The organism is Citrobacter sp. LST-B2 (assembly GCF_057983045.1).
This window is the reverse complement of record NZ_CP192598.1, coordinates 2,510,353-2,523,217: the sequence shown is the minus strand read 5'-3', so window position 1 is coordinate 2,523,217 and position 12,865 is coordinate 2,510,353. Positions and strand designations below refer to the sequence as shown.

The window sequence follows — 12,865 nt, the reverse complement described above, 5'->3', positions numbered from 1 at the left end:
CACTGCAAGGATCACCTGCCACGGATCCACGAGTGAATAACAATGAAAAAGTACCAGCGTCTGGCTGAACAACTCTGCGAACAGATTGCCTCTGGCGTCTGGCAACCTGGCGATCGCCTGCCGTCGCTGCGTGAACAGGTGGTCAGCAGCGGGATGAGCTTTATGACCGTCGGGCATGCCTATCAACTGCTGGAAAGTCAGGGGCGGATCATTGCGCGCCCGCAGTCTGGCTATTATGTCGCGCCGCGCCCGGTTCACCAGCCAACGGTGCAACCGGCCCAGGTGATGCGCGACGAAGCGGTGGATATCAACACTTATATTTTCGAGATGCTACAGGCCAGCCGGGATGCGTCGGTGATGCCGTTTGCTTCTGCATTTCCCGATCCGCGTTTATTTCCCCTCCAGCAACTGAACCGTTCTCTGGCACAGGTGAGCAGAACCGCAACCGCGATGAGCGTAATTGAGAATCTGCCGCCGGGTAACGCGGAACTACGCCACGCCATTGCCCGTCGCTACGCCTTACAGGGCATTACCGTCTCGCCGGATGAAATCGTCATCACCGCCGGGGCGCTGGAGGCGCTCAACCTGAGCCTGCAAGCGGTGACTAAACCCGGTGACTGGGTGATTGTCGAAAACCCCTGTTTTTATGGCGCGTTACAGGCGCTGGAACGACTGCGTCTTAAAGCGCTGTCGGTTGCCACTGACGTGAAGGAGGGGATCGATCTCGCGGCGCTGGAGCAGGCGTTGCAGGCGTATCCGGTTAAAGCATGCTGGCTGATGACCAACAGCCAGAACCCGCTTGGCTTTACTCTCAGTCCGGAGAAAAAAGCGCGTCTGGTTGAGATACTCGATCGTCATAATGTGATGTTGATTGAAGATGACGTTTACAGCGAACTCTATTTTGGCCGGGAGAAACCGCTACCGGCCAAAGCGTGGGATCGGGCCGACAAGGTGCTGCATTGTTCGTCATTCTCCAAGTGTCTGGTACCGGGTTTTCGCATCGGTTGGGTCGCCGCAGGCAAACACGCCCGCCAAATCCAGCGTTTACAACTGATGAGCACACTTTCCACCAGTTCGCCGATGCAACTGGCGCTGGTCGATTATCTCTCAACGCGCCGTTATGACGCCCATTTGCGCCGCCTGCGTCGTCAACTGGCAGAACGTAAACAGCAGGCCTGGCAAACGCTGCTGCGCCATCTCCCTGCCGAAGTGAAAATACATCACAACAACAGCGGCTATTTTCTCTGGCTGGAACTGCCGGAATCACAGGATGCGGGCGAACTGACCGCACAGGCGTTGGCCCACCACATCAGCATCGCGCCGGGAAAAATGTTCTCGACCTCAGACACCTGGAAACGCTTTTTCCGCTTCAATACCGCATGGGGTTGGGGGGAACGTGAAGAAGCCGCGGTAAAACAACTGGGGCAACTCATTCGCGCGCAGATGAAATAAAACGTGCGCGCGATTCAATATAAAAGAATGGCGCGTTCTTATTTAGAAAATATCAGCAAAAACCGTACGACGTTATTTCCCGTAGACCATCATAGGAAATATCAATAGCTTTTGTTTTTCCTCCTCGTCAGCTAACCCCTTGTCTATACTCCAGAAGATAGCCACACAACGCCGCAGTCCGGGGCGTAATGCGCGTTATGTCACAACCTGATTAAATTTCCTCATGCCGGGAGGTGCGCTGACGGCGCGCCGACTATTTTTAGGAAAGGACATATATTTACGGCAAGGCTGCCGCTCAATATTTTGCGACAGGAGTAAGATCTTATGAGCAAGAAATTTGCCCGCAGCAGCCTGTGCGCGCTCAGTATGACGCTGATGACCGCGCACGCCGCCGAACCCCCCACCACGTTAGGTCAGACTGAAGGCCGCCTGGATATTATCGCCTGGCCGGGTTACATCGAACGCGGTCAGACCGATAAACAGTACGACTGGGTAACACAATTCGAAAAAGAGACCGGCTGTGCGGTTAACGTCAAAACGGCGGCGACATCGGATGAGATGGTCAGCCTGATGGCGAAAGGGGGCTACGATCTGGTCACGGCCTCAGGAGATGCCTCGCTGCGTCTGATCATGGGGAAACGCGTGCAGCCAATCAATACGGCGCTCATCCCGAACTGGAAAAACGTCGATCCTCGCGTGGTCAAAGGCGACTGGTTTAACGTGGCGGGCAAAGTCTACGGTACGCCGTATCAGTGGGGGCCGAACCTGCTGATGTACAACACGCAAACCTTCCCGACGCCACCAGATAGCTGGAGTGTGGTATTCGTCGAACAAAACCTTCCGGACGGAAAAACCAACAAAGGCCGCGTTCAGGCCTATGACGGACCGATTTACATTGCCGATGCGGCGCTGTTCGCGAAAGCCACCCAGCCACAACTGGGGATCTCGGACCCGTATCAACTCACCGAAGAACAGTACCAGGCGGTGCTGAAAGTGCTGCGCGCACAACAACCGTTGATTCACCGCTACTGGCACGACACCACGGTGCAAATGAGCGATTTCAAAAATGAGGGCGTCGTGGCCTCGAGCGCCTGGCCGTACCAAGCGAACGCGTTGAAAGGTGAAGGACAACACATTGGCACAGTGTTCCCGAAAGAGGGCGTCACCGGTTGGGCTGATACCACCATGTTGCACAGTGAAGCCAAACACCCGGTTTGCGCCTATAAGTGGATGAACTGGTCGCTGACGCCAAAAGTTCAGGGTGATGTAGCCGCCTGGTTTGGATCGCTGCCGGTGGTCACCGAAGGCTGTAAAGCCAGCACGTTGCTGGGCGATAAAGGCTGCGAAACCAATGGTTACCGCTATTTTGACAAAATCGCCTTCTGGAAAACGCCTGTTGCTGAAGGCGGTAAATTCGTGCCGTACAGTCGCTGGACGCAGGATTACATCGCCATCATGGGCGGTCGTTAACGTCACTGGGGTGATTTATGACGTACGCAGTGGAGTTTGACAACGTCACGCGCCTGTATGGTGACGTGCGGGCGGTCGATGGCGTCAGTATTGCGATTAAAGACGGGGAATTTTTCTCTATGCTGGGGCCATCTGGCTCCGGCAAAACCACCTGCCTGCGCCTGATTGCCGGTTTTGAGCAGCTTTCGGGCGGTTCGATTGCTATCTTTGGCAAGCCTGCCAGCGATTTGCCGCCCTGGGAGCGGGATGTGAACACCGTGTTCCAGGACTATGCGTTGTTTCCGCACATGTCGATTCTCGATAATGTCGCCTATGGGCTGATGGTCAAAGGCATTGATAAAAAACAGCGTCATGCCCAGGCTCGCGAGGCGCTGGAGAAGGTGGCGCTGGGGTTTGTCTTTGAGCGCAAGCCGTCACAGCTTTCCGGCGGTCAGCGTCAACGGGTGGCGATCGCCCGGGCGTTGGTCAACGAGCCGCGTGTGCTGTTGCTGGATGAACCGCTCGGTGCGCTGGATCTGAAACTGCGCGAGCAGATGCAACTGGAGCTGAAAAAACTCCAGCAGTCGCTGGGGATCACGTTTATCTTCGTCACGCACGATCAGGGCGAAGCGCTGTCGATGTCCGATCGTGTGGCGGTATTTAACAACGGACGCATTGAACAGGTGGATTCACCGCGTGAGTTATACATGCGACCACGCACGCCGTTTGTTGCGGGCTTCGTCGGGACAGCGAACGTTTTTGATCCGGCGATGGCCTCGAAGGTATGCGGGATGACGGGCAGCTTCTCGCTGCGCCCGGAGCATATCCGGCTCAATGTTCCTGGCGAGATCCAGGCGCAGGGGGTGATTCAGGCGGTGCAGTATCAGGGCGCCGCCACCCGTTTTGAGCTAAAGCTTACCGGCGGTGAAAAGCTGCTGGTCAGTCAGGCTAATCAGTCGGGAGAACCCTTTGCGACCACGCTTGCGCCCGGTCAGCCGGTGATGGTCTCCTGGCCGCGCGAGGTCATGGTACCGCTGGTCGAGGAGAGGTGAATGGCAATGAACGTGCTCTCCACGCCTTCACGGCCCGGCGGCTTGAGTAGACTCACCGGTTTTTTCTGGCGTTATCCCGGGTTGGGACTGTTTTTGCTGTTGCTTGGTCCGCTGATGTGGTTAGGTATTGTCTACTTCGGCTCGCTACTGACGCTGCTGTGGCAGGGGTTTTACACCTTTGACGACTTCACCATGTCGGTAACGCCGGACCTGACGCTTGCCAATCTTCGTGCGCTGTTTAATCCCGCCAATTACGACATCATTTTACGCACGCTGACGATGGCGATCGCGGTGACGATAGCCAGTGCGATTCTGGCGTTTCCGATGGCGTGGTACATGGCGCGCTACACCCGCGGCAAGATGAAAGCATTTTTCTATATCGCGGTCATGCTGCCGATGTGGGCGAGTTATATCGTCAAAGCCTATGCATGGACCCTGCTGCTGGCAAAAGATGGCGTGGCGCAATGGTTTCTGAACCATCTTGGTTTAGAACCTTTACTGACCAGTCTGCTGACGCTGCCAGCCGTGGGAGGAAACACGCTCTCAACGTCGGGATTAGGGCGCTTTATGGTGTTCGTCTACATCTGGCTGCCGTTCATGATCCTGCCGGTTCAGGCCGCGCTGGAGCGGTTGCCGCCGTCGCTGTTACAGGCGTCTGCCGATTTGGGCGCGCGTCCACGACAGACCTTCCGTTATGTGGTTCTGCCGCTGGCGATCCCCGGAATTGCCGCCGGTTCGATCTTCACCTTTTCCTTGACGCTGGGCGATTTCATCGTGCCGCAGTTGGTGGGACCGCCGGGGTATTTCATCGGCAACATGGTCTATTCGCAGCAGGGGGCGATTGGCAACATGCCAATGGCGGCGGCGTTTACGCTGGTACCGATCGTGCTGATAGCCCTTTATCTGGCGTTCGTGAAACGTCTGGGAGCGTTTGATGCACTCTGAGCGCGCACCGTTTTTCCTCAAACTGGCGGCCTGGGGCGGGGTTGTTTTCCTGCACTTTCCCATTCTGATCATCGCCGCCTATGCGTTTAATAGCGAGGACGCGGCCTTTAGCTTTCCCCCGCAAGGACTGACGCTGCGCTGGTTTAGCGTTGCGGCACAGCGGAGCGATATTCTGGATGCCGTGACGTTGTCACTAAAAATCGCCGCGTTATCGACGGCGATTGCGTTGGTGCTTGGCACACTGGCAGCGGCGGCGCTCTGGCGGCGTGATTTCTTCGGCAAAAACGCCATCTCGCTGTTGCTGCTGTTACCGATCGCCTTACCGGGGATTGTCACCGGTCTGGCGCTATTGACCGCGTTTAAGACGGTCAATCTCGATCCGGGTTTTTTCACCATTGTGGTCGGTCACGCGACGTTCTGCGTGGTGGTGGTGTTTAACAACGTGATAGCCCGCTTTCGTCGTACTTCATGGAGTCTGGTAGAGGCTTCTATGGATCTTGGCGCGAATGGCTGGCAAACCTTCCGCTATGTCGTGCTGCCGAATCTGGGTTCGGCGCTGCTGGCGGGGGGAATGCTGGCGTTCGCGCTGTCATTCGATGAAATCATCGTCACGACCTTTACTGCCGGTCATGAACGGACGCTGCCGCTGTGGTTGCTCAATCAGTTAGGGCGACCGCGTGACGTACCGGTGACAAACGTCGTGGCACTGCTGGTTATGCTGGTCACAACCATTCCGATTCTGGGGGCGTGGTGGCTCACGCGTGAAGGCGACAGCGTCGCCGGAAACGGTCAATAAACAACGATATGGGAAAATGCTATGCAACATCAATTACTGATTAACGGCGAGCTGGTCAAGGGTGAAGGTGAAAAGCAGCCCGTCTATAACCCTGCCACCGGCGAGGTGCTGCTGGAAATTGCAGAAGCGTCTCCCGCTCAGGTAGATGCGGCCGTCCTCGCCGCCGATCGTGCGTTTAGCGAATGGGGACAGACAACCCCGAAAGTGCGCAGTGAACTGCTGCTGAAGCTGGCGGATGTTATTGAGCAAAATGCGCATGAGTTTGCTGAACTGGAATCGCTCAACTGTGGTAAACCGCTGCATTGTGCGCTCAATGATGAGATCCCGGCGATTGTCGATGTGTTTCGCTTTTTCGCCGGTGCCGCCCGCTGTCTGAACGGTCTGGCGGCGGGGGAATATCTGGAGGGCCATACCTCGATGATTCGCCGCGACCCGGTTGGCGTGGTGGCCTCCATTGCGCCGTGGAACTATCCGCTGATGATGGCGGCATGGAAACTGGCCCCCGCGCTGGCTGCCGGTAATTGCGTGGTGATCAAACCTTCGGAAATCACGCCGCTGACCGCGCTGAAGCTGGCGGAATATGCCAAAGATATCTTCCCGCCGGGTGTGCTCAATGTGCTGTTTGGCAGAGGCAAAACGGTTGGCGATCCGCTGACCGGGCACAAGAAGGTGCGTATGGTCTCGTTAACCGGCTCCATCGCGACCGGTGAGCACATCATCAGCCATACTGCGCCGTCGATTAAGCGCACGCATATGGAACTGGGCGGTAAAGCGCCGGTGATTGTGTTTGATGATGCCGATGTGGATGCGGTGGTGGAAGGTGTGCGCACCTTCGGCTTTTACAATGCCGGTCAGGACTGTACCGCCGCCTGTCGCCTCTACGCGCAGAAGGGTATTTACGACGCGCTGGTGGAGAAACTGGGGGCCGCCGTAGCCAGCCTGAAAACCGGCGCACCGGAGGAGGAATCGACCGAACTGGGGCCGCTGAGTTCACTGGCGCATCTGGAGCGCGTCACTAAAGCCGTTGAAGAGGCCAAAGCGCTGGGACATATCAACGTGGTCACCGGTGGAAAAAAAGTAGAGGGGCCGGGCTATTACTTTGCCCCGACGCTTCTGGCAGGGGCTAAACAGGAAGATGCAATTGTCCAGCGAGAAGTGTTTGGTCCGGTGGTCAGTGTGACCGTCTTCGAGGATGAAGAGCAGGTGCTGGACTGGGCCAATGATTCGCAATATGGCCTCGCGTCGTCGGTCTGGACGCGCGACGTCGGACGCGCTCACCGGGTCAGCGCGCGTCTGCAGTACGGTTGTACGTGGGTTAACACCCATTTCATGCTGGTGAGCGAAATGCCGCACGGCGGGCAGAAACTGTCCGGTTATGGCAAAGATATGTCACTTTATGGGCTGGAGGATTACACCGTGATCCGCCACGTAATGGTTAAACATTAAGGGTAATTTACGCCCGAAAGGTGGCGTGGGAAGATGATCACTCGAAGGCAGAGAGAAATATTCTCTCTGCCTGTCTGCGCCGCAAGCTCTCAAAAATTACATAAACCAGCCAAATCTCAATGAGATAAGAGCAAAAAGCCCCACAGCAGCAAAGAGATTTATTAACACTACGGTTCTACTGGAAACATTCATATTTGCCACCTTGCGTTAGTGCCCCTTTGTGTATAGTCCGGCATCCTGTGATCCGCAATAGTACGAACCAGGGACTTAACGTAAGCGGTCATAAAAAATGGCAAATGGTTTGACCGAAGGGGATAAAACTTGATGTATGTCAAAAAATGGAGCATATTGCGCGCGATTTATTCTTCTGGCCGGATGCCCGTAAATGTCTTTGTACCAAAAAATGTTGATGTTCTATGCGGTGATGGCCGCGATTGCCTTTCTGATCACCTGGTTTCTCTCGCACGATAAAAAACGCATCCGCTTTCTGAGCGCCTTTCTGGTAGGGGCCACCTGGCCCATGAGTTTCCCGGTGGCACTGTTGTTTTCATTGTTTTGAGCAGACATCGCCGGCATCCATTCCGGCGGAACTCTCAAAGCGTTGCCAGCAGCGCGTTTAGCGCCTTTCGGTCGGCTTCAGTCACTTCCTGCGGATGTTGATATCCCTTGTTTTCCGTTGCCCGGGTATACAGCGCAACCAGCCAGTCATAAACATAGCGGCTGGCGGCGTGCACCGGTTGTTCTTCCAGATGCGTCAGACGCGCCATCGGCTGGCGTTTGACCGCGCTGAAAATTGCCGTTCCTTTAGCGATTCGGCTGGCGGGTCGCTCTGTTTCTGCCACTTCGGCATAGCCGAGCCAGGCAATAAAGTTGGCGATGCAGGCGTGCAACTGAGCGCCGCAAACCTCTTCACGCTGCAATATTTGTTGCAGTTGCTGCGGCAGTTGCAGGCGATAGCTGGTGATCGCCAGGATGTCGACGACCTGACGCAGCGTAGCGGGCGTCAACCCTAAACGCTGCGCCTGACTGTCATCGCGACTCCACTGGCGAATATGGTTGAGCCACAGGCGGTGCGCCTGATAGCCCGTCTCCTTGTTCTCTGACGGCTGCGGCGTATCACGGACTTCGGCGAAAAGGTCAATGGTCTCATTGAATAAACCGCTGACCTGTTCTTCACGCGGTTGCTGAATGCGGAGCAGGGTTTCAAACTGTTGAACCGCTGGTAACAAACCATCAAGCAGGTCGCCGTGATGTGCCGCCTGTTGCTGTAGCTGGCGAACCACTGCTTCCGCACTGAGCGCTTCGACAGGTTGCGCAAACATCAGTTCACGAACACGCTGCTGATGCTGTTCGCTCAGCGCCTCCAGGCGTGCCTGACGCTGCGGGGCTGAAGTGGCTTGCGACAGCCACTCGATCAGGCGCAGCAGACTGTGTTTGTCCAGCGCCTGTAGGGTGCCCCAGTGTTGGCCTGGTTTTCCCATCAGATGCTGGACCGCTTCGTCCAGATTCTGTTGTGTCGTAAAGCGTGCATCTTGCGGCGTAATGGCCCACACCACGCCGGGCAACGCGGTCTCGCGCGTCGGCTGTGTATCGTGCACCCAGTTGAGCAGTGTTCTGGCCGTAGACGGCGTTTGTGTGCGGGTGGCGGTGGCGTTACAGACGACCAGCACATCGGGCTGTAACTGCTGGCGGTAATGCTCCAACAACCAGCCGAGTTTGGCCTGCCAGAGCGGCTGCGGGTGACTGAGCGGCGCAAGCGGAATATCCAGCAGATCGACGTTATCGAGTACGCACTCTTCGACGCTCAGTACCATTTCGCGGGTCAGCATAGCCAGCGATGCCTGAGCCAGGCTGACGGCATTAAGTAATTTCTCATCCACGATCGGATGGACAACCACATCGCTTTGCGCCTCCTGCGAGGCCAGAAATTCCTGGGTGATAAAATTTTCAGACGGTAAGCCAAACTGATCGACCAACAGGCTCAGCGGCGCGGCGACTTCGCCGGCATGACCCGTCTGCTGGAGGACCTGCGCCAGTTGCAGCCACTGCTGCGTCAGCTCTGGCTGTTCACCCCACAGCAACGACCAGGCGCTGGCACGGGTTGAGAGATCGACCGTCGGCAGCAGCAGGGCAAACTGGTGCCACAGCGCGTCATCAATTTGCTGTTGTGAGGCGGGGATACAGCGCTGCCAGAAGCGGGCAATGGTCGCGACTTCCTGCGCCGTCACGCCCTGAACCGGGTGCAACTGACGCAGCGACTGCCACTTTTCAATACGCGATTCGATAATCGCTTTTTCCACCTGCCGGTACGCTGACTGCGCGCAGGCCTGGGTGATGAAGATCTGCACCAGTTCTGCTTCCGTAACCAACCGCAAGCGTAACGGCCACTCGTCATCCGGCAGATTTTTTTGCCGTGTAAAGCGCAGCGCCATATTAGTTGGCGCGTGTCCGGGGTTGAGATGACTGAAATAGTCAAAGCTGCGGTCCGGGGTTATGACATTGACCTTACCGTTGCCGCTGCTGCACAGCGCGGTAAGGAGATGGGCTTTCGCCGCCTGCGAGTAGCCGTAAAGTCCAATGCTGGCGCGATCGTGTCGGGCGGCATTGAGCGCGGATTCGGTGGCGGCTGCGCGGTTGAGTTGGGCCAGTAGCGCATCCGCTTCGTCATCCAGCGTGACGGCATGCTGTCGGGTACGGTTAACCCACGCGATCGCGGCCTGAGTGGTATTCAACATCTTGCTCATTTCAGGTACACGCTCCCGCTGTCAATCCAGTAATGGCTGCCGCTGTGTCGGCGGTCAGCCAGGGTATTCAGTTTTAAAGTCAGGGCATTCGCCGCCACCGGTGTGCCGTCCTGTAACCACGCATCGCTCAGCACAAACGACTCGGGGCCGGTCTCTTTGTTGCCGCCGCGCAGTTGCAAACGCACGTTTAACACGCCGTCACCGGCGATATTCTTTGCCAGATCGGCGGCGTTAATGCTCAGCGTATACAGCGGCGTCGCGGGCCAACGACTGTTCGCCAGTTGACGAAAACCGAGCGTAACGTTACCGCGGAGCGGGAAGTGCACGCGGGTGTCGAGCTTCGCCCCGGGTTTATCAAGATCGATATCCTGATACCAGACGTTTTCCTCACGCAACGTATTCACCGTATTGTCGAGGACGCCGAGGTAACGCACGGTCGAGTAGGCGCCAATATCAGCGGCTTTAAAGTTAAAGCGCGGCAGTCGCAGATCCAGCGCCAGGCTGCACAGCATCGCGCCGACTGCGGCGGTGGATTTCGGATTGCCGATGCGTCCCTGTTGGCTGAACGGATACCATTCATGGACGCGGTAGTTATCCATCCACACCATGCGGTTGACCGGAACCGGCTGCAGATGGCGGATCAGCGCCTGAACCGCCGGGATACAGGTCGGTCTGCCGGTGACCAGCAGAACATCACAACAGTAATGTGAAATGGCTTCGCAGACCGCATGCAGTGGGGACGTCAGGGTAAACTGACCTGCCAGCATCGCCTCCTGTAACTGGCTGAACTGCACCTGTAACGGGACGCTGAAGAGATCAAACGTCGGCGAGCCCGACGGCAGCGCGTGATCAATCGCCTGCTGAATGTAATTGAGCACGTTGCGGGTCGGACGATGGTTCAGCAGATTGCCAAAGGTAGCGTGCAGTCCGGCCAGCGGATCGTTAATGTCGCTCTTCTCCCACGCAGAAAGGACCGCGTGACCGAGCGGCATAAAGAGCTGAAGCGCCGTTTGTTGTCGCAAAACGGCCTGGGTGTCGATGCGTCCGGAATCGCCAAACAGCGTGGCGAGCAGGGCAGCGGCATCCGTCACTCCCGCCTGCTGTAGCCGGGTTTGCAAGGCCGGTAAAATGCATTTCTGGATCACATCCAGCAGCATGTCGTCGCCCGCGACCTTAAAACCTTCGCGGAACAGCAGATGCGGCGTGATTTTCACATTGGCGCCGACGCCGTCGTCCAGTTGATAGTGAACAATCGCCATATCGGTGGTGCCGCCGCCGATATCAATCGAGGCCACGCGCAGCGCTCGGCCTTTCGTTTCGCCAGGTTCAGGCAGGCGATCCGGGCGGGCAAGGGTGTTGAAGAATGCTTCGCTGCGTCCGGCGTAATGGGAAATGGCTTCGTTATACAGCCAGACCAGTTGACCACAGCTGGCCTCGTCCCACTCCATCTGAATTTCTGGCACCGGAACCACGCTTTTTTCCTGCTGCTTGCGGGTGCTGAAATCTTCATCCTGCGGGTGCCAGCCCATCGCTTTCCAGACAATCGCTATCGCTTCAAACATGCGCAGACGGAAGATCTCACGCTCCTGTTTCGGCATCGCCGAAGGGAGTGTGAGGATCAATGAGCGTAACTGACGTGGGGACGCCGGGAAACCCAGACGCAGTCGGGTTGCGACACTGTTAATTTGTCCCAGCGCCTGGGCGAGGATCTCACACAGCATGTGGGTCATCAGCGTACTGCGGCTGTACTGAGGCGAAAACACCGGCAGACGGTCATCCTGCGGCAGCGAGTAGAGCGGCTGTCCATCGTCGTTCATCAGGTTCATCAGCGGAAAGGCGGTGGCAAGCGGTTCGCGCTGTGTTTTGCTGTTCATCTGGCTGAAGCGCCAGTCATGCAGTACCGGCGTTTCATCCCACAGATAGCGGCGCGGACTGGAAATGCCGCTGTTACCGTCCGTCCCCGTACGCTGCATCGCCAGCTTGCGCGCTTCGTCACCGACCCGCACAATCGACGGCCAGATGAACGCATCCTCACGGCCGCTTTCGACCGAGAAATGCTGTTTACCAAAGCGGGCTTCTGAAAATTCAAGACGACTGGTGAACAGCGGATCGTTGAGATACTGCGGTTCGCTGAGCGAACGGACCTGCAGTTCCGCCGTCTGGCGCAGCCCGTCATTGGCGTCGCCGTGATCTTCAATCAAGACGCCGCAGGTATGGGTGTTACCGACATCCAGAATCAAATCAACCGGGATCGCCGGGGTACTGAGAGTGTGGGTCACCAGTTTGACTTCCGGTACGGCGAGCTGTTCACCCAGTAGCGTCAGCAGGTTCAGCCAGTGCGCCTGATACTCAAAGTTACGCAGCGCCAGGCTGATGGCCTGCTCAGTCCGGTTTTCCTGCTGGCTGACGTGGTTGAGGAACGCCTCGCGTAGCCAGCCGTCAATCCAGGTCTGATCGAGAAAATCGGCGATCTCATCATCGCGCCAGGCGAGGGCAAAACGGGTGCCGTTCAGCAGATCGTTTTCGCCGGGCGCAAGCGAGGCGGGGGCATTCTCGCTCAACTGGCTATCGAGCGCGAGCGTCACACGATGGGTGTTGCCCGCGCTGTCGGGTTCGGCAAGCTTACGTACCTGAACGCGCGCCCAGTTGTCTGGCCCTTCAACGAAGGTGCGCGGCGGATTAAAACGCAGGAACGGCAGCGGCAGCCAGATGCCGTCGAGAACCTCCAGGGAATAATGCAGCGTTTGCGTACTTTCCGGTTTTACCACTTCCGGCTGCGAGCCCGGTCGCGCAGGCAGGGTATAGCGACCATTCGCCAGGTCGTAATCCAGACGCAGCAGGGGACCGTTGGCCGTTTTACGCACGAAGCGACCATGATGCGCGGATTCCTGCGGCGTCAGCCCGAAATCGAGAAACTGCACGCCGCTGTTTGCGATGAGCGTGACGCTCTGTTTGTAATCACACAAATTCACCAGCATAAA

The 12,865-nt window shown here is 57.1% G+C and carries 10 protein-coding genes; 7 read left to right on the top strand and 3 right to left on the bottom strand.

Annotated elements, in window-relative coordinates; all coding sequences use genetic code 11:
- Positions 1 to 42 precede the first annotated feature (42 nt).
- The 6 genes from ACQ0PY_RS12070 (at position 43) to patD (ending at position 7,140) form a co-directional block, all read left to right on the top strand.
- Entirely contained in the window at positions 43 to 1,452 is a 1,410-nt protein-coding gene (locus tag ACQ0PY_RS12070; protein ID WP_044267092.1) for an aminotransferase-like domain-containing protein, read from the top strand.
- 324 nt (positions 1,453 to 1,776) lie between these two features.
- On the top strand, positions 1,777 to 2,922 hold the full coding sequence (gene ydcS / locus ACQ0PY_RS12065; RefSeq protein WP_044267089.1) for a putative ABC transporter substrate-binding protein YdcS: 1,146 nt from the start codon (positions 1,777 to 1,779) through the stop codon (positions 2,920 to 2,922).
- A gap of 17 nt (positions 2,923 to 2,939) precedes the next feature.
- Entirely contained in the window at positions 2,940 to 3,953 is a 1,014-nt protein-coding gene (locus ACQ0PY_RS12060; RefSeq protein ID WP_044267088.1) for an ABC transporter ATP-binding protein, read from the top strand.
- Entirely contained in the window at positions 3,954 to 4,898 is a 945-nt protein-coding gene (locus ACQ0PY_RS12055) for an ABC transporter permease (protein ID WP_044267086.1), read from the top strand.
- Positions 4,888 to 5,694: an ABC transporter permease gene (locus ACQ0PY_RS12050; protein ID WP_043000649.1), complete on the top strand. Its 807-nt coding sequence runs from the start codon at positions 4,888 to 4,890 to the stop codon at positions 5,692 to 5,694. The genes ACQ0PY_RS12055 and ACQ0PY_RS12050 overlap by 11 nt, the downstream gene beginning before the upstream one ends.
- Positions 5,695 to 5,715: 21 nt before the next feature.
- Positions 5,716 to 7,140, top strand: a complete 1,425-nt coding sequence (gene patD / locus ACQ0PY_RS12045; protein WP_044267084.1) for an aminobutyraldehyde dehydrogenase — start codon at positions 5,716 to 5,718, stop codon at positions 7,138 to 7,140.
- Between the two features lie 96 nt (positions 7,141 to 7,236).
- On the opposite strand, the gene yncL is transcribed toward patD, so the two are convergent.
- Positions 7,237 to 7,332: a stress response membrane protein YncL gene (gene yncL, locus ACQ0PY_RS12040; RefSeq protein ID WP_071887673.1), complete on the bottom strand. Its 96-nt coding sequence runs from the start codon at positions 7,330 to 7,332 to the stop codon at positions 7,237 to 7,239.
- A gap of 193 nt (positions 7,333 to 7,525) precedes the next feature.
- Here yncL and ortT point away from each other — a divergent pair, with 193 nt between their 5' ends.
- Positions 7,526 to 7,699: an orphan toxin OrtT gene (ortT, locus tag ACQ0PY_RS12035; protein ID WP_042318948.1), complete on the top strand. Its 174-nt coding sequence runs from the start codon at positions 7,526 to 7,528 to the stop codon at positions 7,697 to 7,699.
- A gap of 34 nt (positions 7,700 to 7,733) precedes the next feature.
- Here the strand turns inward: ortT and ACQ0PY_RS12030 are convergent, their stop codons facing one another.
- On the bottom strand, positions 7,734 to 9,884 hold the full coding sequence (locus ACQ0PY_RS12030; RefSeq protein ID WP_044267082.1) for a virulence factor SrfC family protein: 2,151 nt from the start codon (positions 9,882 to 9,884) through the stop codon (positions 7,734 to 7,736).
- A complete protein-coding gene (locus tag ACQ0PY_RS12025; protein WP_044267080.1) occupies positions 9,881 to 12,862 on the bottom strand; it encodes a virulence factor SrfB in 2,982 nt (993 codons plus the stop codon). Before ACQ0PY_RS12025 ends, ACQ0PY_RS12030 begins: the two co-directional genes overlap by 4 nt.
- Positions 12,863 to 12,865: the final 3 nt, after the last annotated feature.